The 14,473-nt window shown below is 71.3% G+C and carries 16 protein-coding genes; 6 read left to right on the forward strand and 10 right to left on the reverse strand.

Annotation, left to right across the window (positions count from 1 at the left end):
* Nucleotide 1: 1 nt before the first annotated feature.
* Complete coding sequence (locus AB0M46_RS02215; protein ID WP_363332385.1) at nt 2-766, reverse strand: amino acid ABC transporter ATP-binding protein; 765 nt, start codon at nt 764-766, stop codon at nt 2-4.
* Nucleotides 763-1,803, reverse strand: coding sequence for an amino acid ABC transporter permease (locus AB0M46_RS02220; protein WP_363332386.1), 1,041 nt, complete (start codon nt 1,801-1,803; stop codon nt 763-765). Before AB0M46_RS02220 ends, AB0M46_RS02215 begins: the two co-directional genes overlap by 4 nt.
* Before the next feature lie 319 nt (nt 1,804-2,122).
* Here AB0M46_RS02220 and AB0M46_RS02225 point away from each other — a divergent pair, with 319 nt between their 5' ends.
* Both AB0M46_RS02225 and AB0M46_RS02230 read left to right on the forward strand, forming a co-directional pair.
* Entirely contained in the window at nt 2,123-2,524 is a 402-nt protein-coding gene (locus tag AB0M46_RS02225) for a hypothetical protein (RefSeq protein WP_363332387.1), read from the forward strand.
* Nucleotides 2,525-2,528: 4 nt separating this feature from the next.
* Nucleotides 2,529-4,166 (forward strand): multicopper oxidase domain-containing protein, encoded by a 1,638-nt coding sequence (locus AB0M46_RS02230; RefSeq protein ID WP_363332388.1) that lies wholly within the window; start codon nt 2,529-2,531, stop codon nt 4,164-4,166.
* An 84-nt stretch (nt 4,167-4,250) separates the two neighbouring features.
* On the opposite strand, the gene AB0M46_RS02235 is transcribed toward AB0M46_RS02230, so the two are convergent.
* Nucleotides 4,251-4,916, reverse strand: coding sequence for a TetR/AcrR family transcriptional regulator (locus AB0M46_RS02235; RefSeq protein WP_363332389.1), 666 nt, complete (start codon nt 4,914-4,916; stop codon nt 4,251-4,253).
* 91 nt (nt 4,917-5,007) lie between these two features.
* On the opposite strand from AB0M46_RS02235, the gene AB0M46_RS02240 reads away from it, so the two are divergent.
* The 3 genes from AB0M46_RS02240 to AB0M46_RS02250 all read left to right on the forward strand — a co-directional run bounded on the left by AB0M46_RS02240 (nt 5,008) and on the right by AB0M46_RS02250 (nt 8,573).
* On the forward strand, nt 5,008-6,549 hold the full coding sequence (locus AB0M46_RS02240; protein ID WP_363332391.1) for an MFS transporter: 1,542 nt from the start codon (nt 5,008-5,010) through the stop codon (nt 6,547-6,549).
* A 262-nt stretch (nt 6,550-6,811) separates the two neighbouring features.
* The gene (locus AB0M46_RS02245; RefSeq protein WP_363332392.1) at nt 6,812-7,636 is read left to right on the forward strand and encodes an AfsR/SARP family transcriptional regulator; all 825 of its coding nucleotides are present in this window, start codon (nt 6,812-6,814) and stop codon (nt 7,634-7,636) included.
* Between the two features lie 28 nt (nt 7,637-7,664).
* Nucleotides 7,665-8,573 carry an NADP-dependent oxidoreductase gene (locus tag AB0M46_RS02250; RefSeq protein ID WP_363332393.1) on the forward strand — a complete coding sequence of 303 codons (909 nt, stop codon included), beginning with the start codon at nt 7,665-7,667 and terminating at the stop codon, nt 8,571-8,573.
* A 343-nt stretch (nt 8,574-8,916) separates the two neighbouring features.
* On the opposite strand, the gene AB0M46_RS02255 is transcribed toward AB0M46_RS02250, so the two are convergent.
* The 3 genes from AB0M46_RS02255 to AB0M46_RS02265 form a co-directional block, all read right to left on the reverse strand.
* Nucleotides 8,917-9,999: an LLM class flavin-dependent oxidoreductase gene (locus AB0M46_RS02255; protein WP_363332394.1), complete on the reverse strand. Its 1,083-nt coding sequence runs from the start codon at nt 9,997-9,999 to the stop codon at nt 8,917-8,919.
* A 3-nt stretch (nt 10,000-10,002) separates the two neighbouring features.
* Nucleotides 10,003-10,128 (reverse strand): hypothetical protein, encoded by a 126-nt coding sequence (locus AB0M46_RS02260; RefSeq protein WP_363332395.1) that lies wholly within the window; start codon nt 10,126-10,128, stop codon nt 10,003-10,005.
* 81 nt (nt 10,129-10,209) lie between these two features.
* A complete protein-coding gene (locus AB0M46_RS02265; RefSeq protein WP_363332396.1) occupies nt 10,210-10,401 on the reverse strand; it encodes a hypothetical protein in 192 nt (63 codons plus the stop codon).
* A 307-nt stretch (nt 10,402-10,708) separates the two neighbouring features.
* Between AB0M46_RS02265 and AB0M46_RS02270 the strand changes: the two genes are divergently transcribed.
* On the forward strand, nt 10,709-11,233 hold the full coding sequence (locus AB0M46_RS02270; RefSeq protein WP_363332397.1) for a MauE/DoxX family redox-associated membrane protein: 525 nt from the start codon (nt 10,709-10,711) through the stop codon (nt 11,231-11,233).
* A 33-nt stretch (nt 11,234-11,266) separates the two neighbouring features.
* Here AB0M46_RS02270 and AB0M46_RS02275 read toward each other — a convergent pair whose 3' ends face one another.
* From AB0M46_RS02275 to AB0M46_RS02290, 4 genes are all read right to left on the reverse strand, one after another.
* Entirely contained in the window at nt 11,267-11,743 is a 477-nt protein-coding gene (locus AB0M46_RS02275; protein WP_363332398.1) for a S26 family signal peptidase, read from the reverse strand.
* On the reverse strand, nt 11,740-13,569 hold the full coding sequence (locus tag AB0M46_RS02280; protein WP_363332399.1) for an ABC transporter ATP-binding protein: 1,830 nt from the start codon (nt 13,567-13,569) through the stop codon (nt 11,740-11,742). Before AB0M46_RS02280 ends, AB0M46_RS02275 begins: the two co-directional genes overlap by 4 nt.
* Nucleotides 13,566-14,099, reverse strand: coding sequence for a hypothetical protein (locus AB0M46_RS02285; protein WP_363332400.1), 534 nt, complete (start codon nt 14,097-14,099; stop codon nt 13,566-13,568). The genes AB0M46_RS02280 and AB0M46_RS02285 overlap by 4 nt, the downstream gene beginning before the upstream one ends.
* A 130-nt stretch (nt 14,100-14,229) precedes the next feature.
* Complete coding sequence (locus AB0M46_RS02290) at nt 14,230-14,421, reverse strand: hypothetical protein (RefSeq protein WP_363332401.1); 192 nt, start codon at nt 14,419-14,421, stop codon at nt 14,230-14,232.
* Nucleotides 14,422-14,473 lie beyond the last annotated feature (52 nt).

A 14,473-nucleotide genomic window follows, 5' to 3' on the forward strand; every position in this document is an offset into this window, starting at 1 on the left:
GTCAGAGGACCTTGCTGAGGAAGGCGCGCGTGCGCGGGTGCTCAGGCCGCGTGAGTACGGCCTCGGGCGGCCCCTGCTCGACCACGCGCCCTTCGTCGAGGAAGACGACGGTGTCGGCCACCTCGCGGGCGAACGCCATCTCGTGGCTGACGAGGACCATCGTCGTACCGGATCCGGCCAGGTTCCGGATCGTCTCCAGCACCTCGCCCACGAGCTCGGGATCGAGGGCGGACGTGGGCTCGTCGAACAGCACCACCTTCGGCCGCAGCGCCAGCGCGCGGGCGATGGCGACGCGTTGCTGCTGCCCGCCGGACAGCTGTCGGGGGTACGCCTGCAGCTTGTCCCTCAACCCCACCTGGCCCAGCAGCTCCAACGCGGTCCGGCGGGCCTCGGGCTCGGGCCGGCGCTGGGCCGTCAGCGGCGCGATCATCACGTTCTGCAGCACGGTCAGGTGGGGGAACAGGTGGAAGTTCTGGAAAACGAACCCGATGTTGGTGCGCTGCCTGCGCACCTCGCGGTGGCGCAGCTCGCGCAGCCGGTTGCCGAGGCGCCGATATCCGACGAGCTCACCGTCGACATGGACGAGCCCGCGGTCCGGCCGCTCCAGGTGGTTCAACACCCGCAGCAGTGTGGACTTGCCCGAACCGGACGGCCCGATGATGACGGTCACGGTGCCGGCCGCCACCTCCAGGTCCACCCCGCGCAGCACCTGGAGCGCGCCGAACCGCTTGTGGATGTCACGGGCGCGGATCATGAGGCCGCTCATCGGGCGGCCTCTCCGTCCCCGCGGTCGGACCAGTTCCGGCGGCCGCGGGCGGACACCCCGACGGGGACCAGGCTCCGCAGCACCTCCAGGGGGCCGGCCGGCGTCCGGCGGGCCACGCCGCGCCCGTAGTGCCGCTCGACGAAGTGCTGCAGGATCGACAGGACGGTGGTGATGATCAGGTACCACACCCCGGCCACCAGGAGCAGCGCCACCACCCGCCCGTTGCGGTTGTAGATCACCTGCACCTGGTAGAACAGCTCCGGCAGCGCCATGATGTACACCACCGAGGTCCCCTTGACCAGGCCGATGAGCTCGTTGCCGGCGTTCGGGATGATGGCCCGCATCGCCTGCGGGAACACGATCCGGCGCAGTTGGGTCCACCGCGGCAGGCCCAGCGCCTCCGCCGCCTCCAGCTGGAACCGGTCGACCGACAGCAGGCCGCCGCGAACGATCTCCCCGGCGTACGCCGCCTGGTGCAGCGACAGTCCCAGCACCGCGGCCGCGGTGGGGCCGATGAGGTCCATCGTGCCGAACCGCACGAACGACGGGCCGAACGGCACGCCGATCGACAGCTCCTTGTAGAGCAGGGCGAGGTTGTACCAGAACAGCAGCTGAAGGATGAGCGGCACGGAGCGGAAGAACCAGACGTACGCCCAGGCGGGACCGGACAGCAGGACCGTGCCGGACATCCGCATGAGCGCCAGCACGGTGCCCAGCGCGAAGCCGAGCACCAGCGAGATCGCGGTGAGCTGCAGGGTGAGCCACACGGCGCTGACGATCGTCTGCGAGAACAGGTAGGCGCCGACCGTCGGCCAGTCCCAGGCGGGGTTGGTGACCAGCGCGTGTCCGGCCATGGCGAGCAGTACACCCACGACCGCCACCGCGCACCACCGCCCCACCCGCAAGCCGGAGGTGACCGGCAGGTCGAGGTATCGGTCGAGATCGTCGTCGGGGCGCGTCGCGGTTGTTGCCCGCGCCGCAGACACCTCCCCGTTCGCGTCGGCCGCCCGGGATTGGGCGGTGATGTTTTCGGTCACGCTAGAGACACCGTCCGTCAGGCGATTGCTGCACAGCAGAAAGGGCGCCCCGCGAACATGTCGGTGCGGTCGGCGCCGCCGGCAGCCAAACACATTCCCAATACGAGCGTCAATAAGGACGACCGGCCTATTCGGCCCGCCACACGTTTCTCGAGCCATCCTCCACCGCGGCTCTATCGGCGCTCTAGTGACGGTCCAGGGGCGACGATCACGATGGCTGGCGACCCGCGCCTGAGTTCCCCGACATCGAGAAAGGCCATCGATGCACTTAATTATGCCGGATCGCCGGCGGACCCGGTACCGCAACGCCCTGGTTACGGTGGCGCTGGCCAGCGCCGTCGCGGTGCTGCCGAGCGCGTGTTCGAGTGACGACCCGCCGTCTCCGGTCGGCGCCTGGCAGATGCAGGTGCAGACCACGCTGCCGTCGAGCGGCACCGCGAAAATCACGTTCCACAACGACGGCACGGTGCTCCAGGAAGGCAGCAACACCCTACCCGGGACGGGATTCTGGCAGATCTCCCGGGACAACAAGGTGACGTTCCAGGTCACGATTCCGCTGGCCGACAGCACCAAGGAGAACATCATCGGGACCATTCGCGGACAACAAACCGCGGATTTCAAGAAGGACAAGGTGACCGCGACCGGCACCTCGGAGTTGTACGACCTGAAAGGCAACAAAACGAAGTCGTTCCAGGTGACACTGACCGGCGCACCGGCGTAGCGCCGTGGTGAACCGCTCGGTCACCCGCCGGGCCGTGCTCGGTGGGCTCGGCGGGCTGGTCCTGGCCGGCGGCGCGGGCCTGGGCGTACGCGCCTGGCAGCAGCGCGGCGCTACCGGCCCCGACGGCCCCTTCCAGGAGAACCCGCTCGTCAGCGGGCTGCAGCAGCTCAAGAGCGAGATCCCGCTGCCGGCCCGCTACCGGCTGCCGCTCGTGGTACCGCCCGTGCTGACGCCCACCGTCGACGGGCCGCGGGACCGCTACGAGATCACGCAGAAGGTCGCGACCCAGGAGATCGTCCCCGGCCTGCGGACCCAGATCTGGGGATACGACGGCCGGTTCCCCGGGCCCACGATCGTCTCGCGTCGCGGCCGGCCGACGGTGGTCCGGCACCGCAACGAGCTTCCGGTACCGACGGTGGTGCACCTGCACGGCGGTCACACCCCGGCGGAGAGCGACGGCTACCCGACGGATCTGGTGCTGCCCGGGTCCGGCGCCCCGCCGGTCCCGGCGCCGTCCGTCCCTGCGCCGTTGGGATCGCCGTCGGGATCGGCGCACCACGGCGCGCACGACCCCGGCGCGGTCGTCACCACGCTGACCCGGGACTACACCTACCCGATGGAGCAGCCCGCGGCGACGCTCTGGTACCACGACCACCGGATGGACTTCACCGGTCCCAGCGTCTGGAGGGGCCTCGCCGGCTTCCACCTCGTGCGCGACGACGAGGAGGAGCGGCTGCCGCTGCCCGGCGCAGACCGCGAGCTCCCCCTGATGATCGTCGACCGGGCGTTCGCGGCGGACGGCTCGCTGTCCTATCCGGCGCTGGATCCCGACCTGATCCACACGCCGGGCGTGCAGGAGCCATACACGCAGGGCGTGCTGGGCGACGTCACCCTCGTCAACGGCGTGCCGTGGCCGGTGCACGAGGTCACCGCCGTGCGGTACCGGCTGCGCATCCTCAACGCCTCCAACGCCCGGGTCTACGATCTCGCCCTGCGTGCGCCGAACGGCCCGCTGCCGATCGTGCAGATCGGCAGCGACGGTGGCCTCCTGGCCACGCCGGTCCGGCACGACAGCCTGACGGTCGCGCCGGCCGAACGCTTCGACGTGGTCGTGGACTTCTCCGGCGTCAAGCCGGGCCAGCTCGTGGAGCTGGTCAACCTCGCGGGCAGCGGGCCGACCGCGTCGGTCATGGCCTTCCGCGTGACGGCCTCGGCCCGCGACGACAGCGCGGTGCCGGACACACTCGCCGTCGTCGAGCCGGTGGACCCGTCGTCGGTCACGGTCCACCGCGCCTTCGACTTCCACCGCGGCACCATGTACGGCTGGACGATCAACGGGCAGTACTTCGACCCCACCGCACCGGTCTTCGACACCACCCTCGGCACCGCCGAGATCTGGACGTTCACGTCCGACTACCACCACCCGGTCCACGTCCACCTGTCGAGCTTCCGGGTGCTGTCGCGGGGCGGCGGGCCGCCGGGGCCGTACGACGCCGGGTTGAAGGACACGGTGTTCGTCAACGGTGCCGAGAAGGTCTCGGTGCTGGTGCGGTTCACCGACTACCCCGGCCGGTTCCTCCTGCACTGCCACAACCTCGAGCACGAGGACATGGCGATGATGGCGACATTCCGGGTTCGGTAGCGCGAGCGCCGTCGTGCGCCGGCACGCGACCGGCGTACGACGGCGCGGCCAACCCCCGGCACGATCGTAGGGATCCGCGGGTGGCTAACGGTGACCGGCCACCGCGACCGGCCGGTCCGGGGAATCGCCAACCGGGTCCCCGGCGGCGTCCGCCCCCACGCCGGGAAACGCGGCGTCCTCGGCCGGCGTGGGGCGCAGACCGGCGAGCAGGACGTCGGCGACGAGCCGGGTGTAGATGCCCTGCCCGATCGCCGTGCCCGCACCGCTGATCAGCGCGAGAAGATCAGCACCCCGCACGTCGTGCCGCACGGCACCGGCGCGGTGCGCCCGAGCGAGGAGCTCGTCGAGGCGGGCCACCAGCTCGTCCCGTTCGGCCGGGCAGTGGCAGCGACCCGGCTGCAGCATGGCCAGCACATCGCGCAGCCCGGCGTCGAGCAGCCGGTGGTCGGCGATCTGCCGGACGAAGCTCTCCACGGCCGCCCACGGATCGTCGATCATCAGGGCCCGCTCGGCCTCCTGCACGCACGCCCGGAACCGGTAGCTCGCCAGCTCGACGAGCAGGCGCTCCTTGTCGGGAAAGTGCCGGTACACCGTGCCGACGCCGACACCGGCGCGCCGCGCGACGAGATCCATCTGAATGCCGCTGCCCGCCTCGGCGAACACGCCGTTGGCCGCCTCGAGGATTCGCTCCCGGTTACGCCGCGCGTCAGCTCGAAGGGGCCGAGCGTCGGGGGAAACGATCTCGATCACTCCGAGATTGTATCAGACTTCGAACTTGAACCGGACTTCCGGTTCCGATACAGTCCTGAACCGAAGTTCCGTTTCGACCCGAGGAGTACCCATGCCCGCTGCTCCGGGACCCGGCACCACGTCGCCGGGTCGGACCTCCTCACCAGGTCCGGCCCTCGCGTTGCTCGCGGTGACCCAGTTCGTGCTGATCCTTGACGCGGCGATCGTCGGCGTGGCGCTGCCGTCCATCGCCCGACAGCTCCACTTCACACAGAGTGACCTCTCGTGGGTCACCAACGGCTACGCGCTCCTGTTCGGCGGGTTCCTCCTCCTCGGCGGGCGCCTCGCCGACCTGCTGGGCCGTCGCCGGCTCTTCATCGGCGCCCTCATCCTGTTCGTCGTCGCTTCCGGTGCCGCCGCGCTGTCGCCCTCGGCCGGATGGCTCGTGGCCTTCCGGGGCCTGCAGGGGCTCACCGCGGCGATCGCCTCGCCGGCCGCGCTGTCGCTGCTGTTGGTGGTCTTCCCGGACGGCACCGACGAGGAGAAGGCGGCCCGGGGCAAGGCGCTCGGCGTCTGGGCCGCGGTGGGCGGCGCCGGCGGCGCCGTGGGCTACATCCTCGGCGGCGTGCTCACCGACCTGATGGGCTGGCAGTCGGTCTTCTCCGTGAACGTGCCGATCGGACTGGCCGCCGCCCTGCTCGCGGCCCGCCTGCTTCCCGCGGGCGCGCCCACCTCCCGGGGCGGGCGGTTCGACGTGCTGGGGGCCGCCACAGTCACCGCCGGCCTGATCCTCGTGGTCTACGTCACCGTCGACGCGAGCACCTACGGGTGGACGTCGGCCCGGACAATCGGCCTCGGCGCCGCCGCGGTGGCGCTGATCCTGCTGTTCCTGCTCGTCGAGGCCCGGTCGCGCCAGCCACTGGTGCCGCTGGGCATCTTCCGGCGGCGGGCGCTGCGGGGGGCGAACCTGGTGGGTGTGCTGATGCCGGCGGCGTTCACGCCCACCTTCTTCTTCCTCAGCCTCTACACCCAGTTCGTCTACCAGTATTCGCCGCTGCGCGCGGGGCTCGCGCTCCTGCCCATCGCGGTGGTCATCGTCGCCTCGGCCATGAACGCGAGCAAGGTCCTCGGCCGGGTCAGCCTGCGGGCGGGCGCGGGCATCGGGCTGCTCCTCGTCGCCACCGGCCTGTTCTGGCTGTCGCGGATCGGCGGCCACGGATACCTGGTGGAGATCATCGGCCCGGAGATCCTCGTCGGCATCGGCGGCGGGCTGGCGTTCGTCGCCGTCACCGTGGCGGGCACCAGCGGAGTGGGGCCGGAGGAGTCCGGGCTCGCGTCCGGCCTGCTCAACACCTCCCAGCAGGTCGGTGGCGCGCTCGGCCTCGCCGCGCTGGCCTCCATCGCGACGAGCGCCACCGCCCGGCACGGCGGCGCCGGCAACACGGCCGGGCTGACCTACGGCTACCACGTCGCCTTCGCGGTGGCGACCGGCGTGGCGCTCGTGGCGCTACTGGCGGCCCTCGTGCTGTTGCCGGGCAAGGCGCGCGCCGCCGTGGAGAACCCCGAGGCGGCCGGCGCCGCCCCGGCGACGGATGCGCCGCTGCTCGAGACCGGCGTCGGCACCGGGACCGACGTGCCTGCGCCGCGATCCTGAGGTCTCGCCGCTCACCGATCGGCGCTTGCCATCTCGTGGGCCGCACCGACAGTAGGGGTTCCGATGACGCGCGGGAGTGAAGAATGTCGACCTCACAGCGCCGCCACGGAGCCTCACCCGGACGCGTAATCCCACCAGTTTCCGAATCTTTGAAAGTCGGCTGGCCAGCAGCGCTGCCGGTCCCGCCCAACCCCTGGGGTGCGCGGCACCCACAACGCGGCACGCAAAGAGCGTGGCCTGGGCTTGTTACGGAGGATGGGTCATGGACGTTCGTGTACTCGGGAGCTTCCAGGCGCGCATCAACGGCCGGGACGTCACACCATCCGCGGCCAAACCACGAGCGGTGCTCGCGCTGCTCGCCCTGCACGAGGACCAGGTAGTGCCCGTCGCCGTGCTCACCGAGGAACTATGGGGCGCAACACCGCCGCGCAGCGCCTCCACGACGCTGCAGACGTACGTCATGCAACTGCGTCGCAGCATCGCGCAGGCGCTCAGGCCGGACGCCGGCTACACCAGCAAGGACGTGCTGCGCACCGAGTACAGCGGATACGCGCTCAACCGCCACGGCGGGCGCCTGGACTCGGCCGACTACACCCGCTGCCTGAACTACGCGAACCTGGCCATGCAGCACAACGATCTCAAGGCGGCCTGCGGGCGCTTCGCCGAGTGCCTGCGGCTGTGGCGGGGCCCCGCCCTGGTCGACGTCAAGCTCGGCTCCCGCCTGAGCGTCGAGGCCACCCGGCTCGAGGAGTCCAGGCTCAGCGCCCTCGAACGCCGCATCGAGTGCGACCTCGCGCTCGGCATGCACCACATGGTGCTGAGCGAGCTGACCGCCCTCACCTCGCAGCAATCGATGCACGAGGGCCTGCACCGCCAGCTCATGATCGCGCTCTACCGATCGGGGCGACGCTCCCACGCGCTCAACGTGTTCCTGCGGCTGCGGACCGTGCTCAACACGGAGCTCGGCGTCGAACCCTCCGCACAGCTTCAGCGACTCCAACGGGCGATCCTGGACGCCGATCCCGATCTGGAGCGCGTGGAGACCAACCACTACCCACAGGCCAGCCCGCTCCTGCGCGCGGGCTGAGCACGACGACAACCCGGAGGCTGTTTCGATGAGCCGCGCTGCCCGCTTTCACCAGTACGGTCCCCCGGAGGTGCTGTCCTGGGACGAGGTCGACCTGCCCGAACCGGGCCCCGGACAGGTGCGCGTCCGGGTACGGGTGGCCGGCGTCCAGCCGTTCGACATCAAGCTGCGGCGCGGCGACCTCGCCGCCCAGCGCCCGGTGCGGTTCCCCGCTCAGGTGGGCAACGAGTACGCGGGGACGGTCGACGCGTGGGGTCCCGGCGTCTCCGGGCCGCCGATCGGCCAGGAGGTCGCCGGCTCCGTCAACGGCACGGGCTGCGCCGAGTACGTGCTCGCCCCGGTCGAGGACGTGGTCCCCAAACCCGCAGGACTGGATCTGGTGACCGCCGGCGCGCTGGTCGCCGCGGCACAGACCGCGTCCGGTGCGCTGGGCATCCTTGGCGTGGGCCCCGGCGACACCCTGCTGGCGCACGCCGCAGCGGGCTCCGTGGGCACGGTCGCCGTACAGCTGGCCCGCGAGATCGGCGCGACCGTGATCGGCACCGCCAGCGACGCCAACCACGACTACCTGCGCACCCTCGGCGCCATTGCGGTGCGCTACGGCGAGGGCCTGGTCGACCGGGTGCGCAAGGTCGCGCCCCAGGGGGTGAGCGTGGTGCTGGACGCGATCGGCGGCGAGGCGCTGGCCGCCTCCGCCCAACTGGTGGCCGATCCCAGCCGCATCGGCACCATCGCCGACCCGGCGGGCGCGGCGCGATACGGCGCGCGGCTCGCGTTCGCACCCCGGTCCCCCGCCCGGCTGGCCGAGGTGCTCGCGCTCGCCGAGGCCGGAAAGCTCGTGATGCCGGTCGAGACGTTTCCCGGGGAGCAGATCGCCGCCGCACACCGGCGGACGGAGGGCGGGCATGTCCGCGGCAAGGTCGTGGTCCTGATCTGACGGAGCAGCGCTTGCCCGGGTCGACCGGCAGCAGCACCGCCGCCCTCCGCCACGCTGCGTAACATGTCGATCGGACACCATCGACGCAGCAGTGCGCCCGAACTGATCGATAACTGTCCGAGGGAAGTCCGAAACGCCGTATTTCTCTCGGTCGCGTAGCCATCGAACCACCATATTTTCGATCGGATTTGCAGGCCATCACCGAGACGAGCCGGGCGCGCGTCCGTCCGCCGCGGCGTCGGGTTCCACTCCGCGTCCGGACCGGACGAGCTGCCCGCCGGGCGCCCGCAGCGTCACGACGAACGGCTCGCCGGCGCCGCCAGCACTCTGCCGGCGGCGAACGTCACCATCGACGGCTCGCGGCCGTCACGCTCGGCGGCGTGGTGTCGTCCCAGAGCCGGTTCGGGACCGCGCTTCTGACGATCGGCGCGACCTGCGCGGCGAATCGCTCGAGCTGCTCGATCTGCTCCGGCTCGGCCAGCGCGTCGATGAGCAGGTTGATGACCTCGTTGCCGTAGTCGGCGTGATAGCCCAGAATCCGCTCGATGACATCCTGTGGGCTTCCGATCAGGCTGGGGGTGCTGTCGACGTACTCCCGCAGATTGCGGTAGGGCGATCCGTTCTTGAGGCCGACCGATGTGTGCAGATAGTTCACGTAGTGCGGCTCGAATCTCTTGATCGCCTGCTCCGTCGTGTCCGCCAGGTACAGGAACCCACCGCTGATCCCCGTGAACGCGTCGCCGGGGTCACGTCCGTAGAACTGCCACCTCTCCCGGTAGTGTTCGAAGAACGCACGGTACTGCTGCCTGTTCGGTCCGCCCGCCGTTGAAAAGAGGGCATCGCCATGCCGGGCGGCGGTGTCCGCGGTTGACAGACGGCTGGACCCGGCGTGCCACACCCGGATGGGACGCCGGAACGGGCGCGGCTGGACGGTGACCTTGCTCAGCGGCGGCCGGAACCTTCCGCGCCAGGTGACCTCGTCTTCCGCCCACAGCCTGCGCAGCAGTTCGTACCGCTCGGCCAGGCTCTCGCGCGCCTGCTCCGCGGTCAGGCCGAAGATCGGGAACTGGTCGGCGTCACCGCCTTTTCCGATCATCAGGTCGAGCCGTCCGCCGGCGAGATGATCCAAAGTCGCGTAGTCCTCAGCGACACGCACCGGGTCGAGCAGGCTGAGCACGGTGACGGTGGTGATCAGCCGAATGCGCGTGGTCAGCGCCGCGATGTGGCTGAGCAGGACCGGGGGCGACGAGTTGATCACTGAGGCGGAGTGCCGCTCGCCGACGCCGTACGCGTCGAAGCCGAGTTTGTCGGCGAGCACGGCCTCGTTGACGATGCGGCGGAATCGTTGCTGCTGCGTCGGTCGCTCGCCGGTGACCCGGTTGGGCTCGTCGATGCCGTTGATCGCCGAGAAGAGGAGGAACTTCACGGCTCAGCCCGCCAAGTACGCGTCGTTGAGGATCGGCTCGTTGAGGAGGTCGAACGTCAGGCCCTGGACCTTCGTCGTGGCGGCCACAGTGCAGGCGGGTACGTAGATCGGTATGACAGCTTTGCCCATTAGTGTTGTACTCCGTTTCGCCGAGGCGTGCTGGGCCCGGATCGCCAACCGGGGTACTGGGTTTACATGACAACTCATGTCCTAGCGGCATGGTAGGAATCCGCGACCAGGGGCATCGTCCGCCTCATCGAATGCGCCGACCCGCCGCTCGCCGCCCTCATCGCCCACGACCGGAAACTGCGCGCCCTGTGCACGCTCGTCGGAGACCGCCACCTCGCCGTACCGGTCGAACACGAGTCCCAGTTCCGAAAGGCACTGCGAACGCTCGGCCACACCATCACCTCCCCGGCAGGGTGACCCAGCTGCCGAGACGCTGATGGCCGGCGACGTGCGGCGTATTCGTCCACTTCGGAGTGGCTACGCGGTCGTTGCTGGAGCGCCATCCTCGAGGTAGACGCCGCCGCGGCCGATCGCGCTGAGCGCTGCGAAAACGCGGCGAGCGAGCCGGGGTGTCGTACGGGACCGTGCCCCATCGTGAGTACGCAACGCATCGTCCCGTCACGTGCCACCCAGGCGGGTTCGCGGCGACGCGCTGCGGGCGGGGTTGTCGCGCATGGGCAACGATGGATAGGTTTCGACGGTGCAGTACGTCGAGGTGGCCGGTAGAGCGGTGCTCGTAATCGTGTTCGCACTGGCACTGGCCGGCAAGGTGTCCAGCCGGTCGGCCTGGGCGGCGTTCGTGGCGTCGCTGCGGCGGATGGACGTCGTCGGCGAGGCCTGGATGCGGGCGGCGGCGGTCGCGACCGTCGTGGCGGAGGCGGCGATCGTCGTGCTGGCGCTCGTGCCCGTCCGGCCGGCCGGCACGGCGGCGTTCGTGCTCGCCGCCGGGCTGCTCGGCGCGCTTACCGTTGCCGTCGCGCGGGTGGTGCGGCGGGGTGCCGCGGTTGCGTGCCGGTGCTTCGGCGTGTCCGACACGCCGCTGAGCATGCAGCACGTCGTCCGCAACCTGACGCTCGTCGTCGTCGCGGTGCTCGGGCTCGCCGGTTCGCTGGCCGGGGGCGCCTTCCAGGCGCCCATGGTGGCGGTCATCGCGCTGGCCGGCGCCGTCGCGGGCCTGCTCGTGACGAGGTGGGACGATCTGGCCGCCCTGATGCGCACGCCCTGAGCGCCGGTGATGGCGGCCGCCGCCGGGCAAGGGTCAGCGTGGCAGCCGGCGGACCACCGAGCCGAGCAGATACTCGGCGTGGGCGTAGCCGAGCTGGCGGGAGTCGGCGCTGGCCTCGACGTTGTCGCCGATCATGAGGAAACGGCCAGGGGGTACCTCCCGGTCCGGCACGGCTGCTCGGATCGCCTCGGGCACGGGGTCGCCCGGGCCGGCCACCAGACGCTTCACGATCCACGGTTGCAGGGTCGGCGGTACGCCAGGCTCCGGCTCGGCGTTGGTGAACGGGAACGGCCCGCCGGGCTCCGGCGTGCCCCATGCCGCCACGACGACTTCGCCGGTGCGCGCCTGGGCGAGGCGGACGCGGCGCACGAGCACCCGGTCGCCGTGCGCGTAGGTCGGGGCCATGCTCTCGCCCAGCACCGTCACGATGACGAACCGCCGGCGCAGCCACCACGCCGCCAGCCCGATCGCCACGAGCGCGGCGACGGCGATCCACGCGGCCGCCGTCACCGCTCGGCCCCGGCCCGGGTGTAGCCGCTCGCCTGGAGCGCGAAGAGATGTGCGTACGTGCCGCCGGCGGCCATGAGTCCGGCGTGGTCGCTCTCCTCGGCGACGACGCCGTCGGCCAGGACCACGATGCGGTCGGCGTCGGCGACGGCGCCGAGGCGGTGCGAGATGAGCAGGCTGGTCCGCCCGGTCCGGTACCGGTGCAGCTGGGTGTGCACCTCGTGTTCGGCCTCGGCGTCGAGGCCGGCGCTCGGCTCGTCGAGGATCAGCAGGTCGCGCTCGCCGCGCATGAGGGCCCGGGCCAGGGCCAGCCGCTGCCACTGCCCGCCGGACAGCGTCGTCCCGGCCTGCGCGTCGTCCAGGTCGTCGCCCGCGGCGAACATCTGCGACAGCATCGTGTCGTAGCCGCGGGGCAGGCCGGCCAGGACGTCGTCGATCCCGGCCAGCCGCGCCGCGTCGGTGATCCGTTGCCGGTCGTCGATCGCCGCCACGTCGCCCAGGCCGACGTTCTCGGCGGCGGTCAGGTCGTACTCCATGTAGTCCTGGAACACCGCCGCGATCCGCTGCCGCAGCTCGGCGATCGGCATCTGCCGCAGGTCGATCCCGTCCCAGAGGATCGAACCGCGGGTCGGGTCGTACAGCCGGCACAGCAGTTTCACCAGCGTCGTCTTGCCGGCGCCGTTGCGGCCGGCGAGGGCGACGCTCATGCCGTGCGGGATCGTGAAGCTGACGCCGCGCAGGACCCACGGCTGGTCGTCGGCGTACCGGAACCACACGTCGCGCAGCTCGATGCCGCGACGCAGGGCGGGCACCGGGCGCGGCTCGGTGGGCATCGGCAGGTCCGGCCCGGTGGCGAGGACCACCCGATGGTGCGCGAAGAGCAGGGCGGACGCGTGGCCGCTGGCGAGCGAGCCGACGAGCCCGGCGAGGGCCGCCTGCAGGCCGGCGACGGTGAAGACGAACATCGACACGTCGCCGACGCTCAGCCGGCCGGCGCGGGCGGCGAACACGGCCCACACCAGGCCGCCGCCCGCGACGCACGCGCTGAGCAGGGCGAGTCCGCCCTGCGTGCCGAGCGCCCGCCGGTCGATGCCGCGCTGGGCGACGTCGATCGCGCGGTGCTCGGTGAGCATCCGCTCCCGCAGGAAGCCGGCGAGGCCGAACAGCCGGACCTCCTTGGCCGCGACCGGGTGGGCCAGCAGCTGGCTGAAGAAGTGTTCGCGCCGGGCCGCCGGGCTCAGCTGCCACAACATGGCGGTCCGCCGCCGGGCGAGCATCAGCTCCATCACGAGCACCGGCACGGCGGCGGCGAGCACCACGACGGTCATCAGCGGGCTCACCAGGACCAGCGCCGCGACCAGCCCGAGGGCGCTCAGCAGACCGGTGCCGGCGCCCAGCACCGCGCCGCACAGCTCGCCCGGCGCGCGACCGCCCGAGCCGGCCATCCGCAGCCGGTCCAGGAACGGCGGATCCTCGAACCGGCGCAGGCCGGCCTGGCGCTCGACCGCGCGGTACAGCTCGTCGAGGGCCCGGACGGCGCTGCGCCGGCCGATCTCCGCGCGCAGATACATGGCGGCGTGCGGTAGCACCCCGACCGCGATACCTGCCGCAGCCAGTCCGCCGACGAGCGCGATCAGCTCGCGGTCGCCCAGGCCGGCCAGGATGCCGTCGACCGTCGCCCGGGTCAGCCCGGCGGTCATGATCGGCGCTGCGGCGCTGAGCGCGGCGACGACGACAGCGCCGGCCAGGTGCGCCGGCGCGGCACGCCACGCCAGCCGGAAGGCGGCCCCGATGGTCCGCCGCACCGGCTCCGTGCGGACCCCGGTCATGCCGCCGGCACGGCCAGCCGGTCCAGGGATCCGTCGCTGACCAGCACTCGGCCGTCGCCGTCGAGCTGGAACACTTGCGGAAATTCCGAAACCTGGAACGCCCGCACCACGTCTGCGCCCTCGCGCCCCTCGACGACCACGCGAGCGACCGGGGACAGCCGGGCGACGTAGCCGGCCGCCTCGTCCGGGAAGCCGGTGATGACGGCCAGGACACTCTCCCGGCCGCCGGGAACGCCCTCGGCGTGGGCCACGAATTTCGGTATGAGCGCCTCGCACGGCGCGCAGCCGGGGCTGAAGAAGCCGACCACAGCGCCCTCGGGCAGCTCGTCCCGGCGCAGCGGCAGGCCATCGACATCGACTGTGGAGAACGCTTCGATCTGCGCGCCGACCGGCAGTGAGGGGCGGCCGAGCAGGCCACCGGGCGGCGGTGCCGGCTGCTCGCGCAGTCGCCGGATGACGCCGAAGAGCAGCAGGAGGTTCAGCAGGGTCAGCACGTTCGTGACGATGAGCGCGGCGACGACGTAGGACACGTCGGGACGTCCCTTCCCAATCGGGTGGATGCACACGGATCGGCCGCACCGGTTGTCCGCATCGGGCTGCGGCCGGCTCCTCGACCTGGCCCGCCGGGGCAGCCGAAAGACCGCCCCGGCGCATCTTCGATCAGCAGGTACCGCACTTGCCGATGTACCACTTGCTGCAGCTACCCGCGCAATACCGGGTCCACAGCGAATCGGTTCCGCCGCCGCCGAGAAAACAGCTGTGGCATTCGGTCTCGTATCCGGCCGTCGCGGTCGTCCGCGGCACGACGACGGACATCAGGCGATCCGCCAGCCTCCCGATGATTCGGGTCATGTTGGTCTTCCTCCCCGTTCGAAGATCCAAATATTGACATTCGTCAGAGTTA

It is taken from the genome of Dactylosporangium sp. NPDC051485 (assembly GCF_040682015.1).
Taxonomy (GTDB): Bacteria; Actinomycetota; Actinomycetes; order Mycobacteriales; family Micromonosporaceae; genus Dactylosporangium.

Coding starts and splice junctions, on each gene's coding strand:
- AB0M46_RS02280 (WP_363332399.1), bottom strand. CDS start 13,569: ATGACCGGGGTCCGCACGGAGCCGGTGCGGCGGACCATCGGGGCCGCC.
- AB0M46_RS02290 (WP_363332401.1), bottom strand. CDS start 14,421: ATGACCCGAATCATCGGGAGGCTGGCGGATCGCCTGATGTCCGTCGTC.
- AB0M46_RS02240 (WP_363332391.1), top strand. CDS start 5,008: ATGCCCGCTGCTCCGGGACCCGGCACCACGTCGCCGGGTCGGACCTCC.
- AB0M46_RS02250 (WP_363332393.1), top strand. CDS start 7,665: ATGAGCCGCGCTGCCCGCTTTCACCAGTACGGTCCCCCGGAGGTGCTG.
- AB0M46_RS02260 (WP_363332395.1), bottom strand. CDS start 10,128: ATGGGCAAAGCTGTCATACCGATCTACGTACCCGCCTGCACTGTGGCC.
- AB0M46_RS02215 (WP_363332385.1), bottom strand. CDS start 766: ATGAGCGGCCTCATGATCCGCGCCCGTGACATCCACAAGCGGTTCGGC.
- AB0M46_RS02245 (WP_363332392.1), top strand. CDS start 6,812: ATGGACGTTCGTGTACTCGGGAGCTTCCAGGCGCGCATCAACGGCCGG.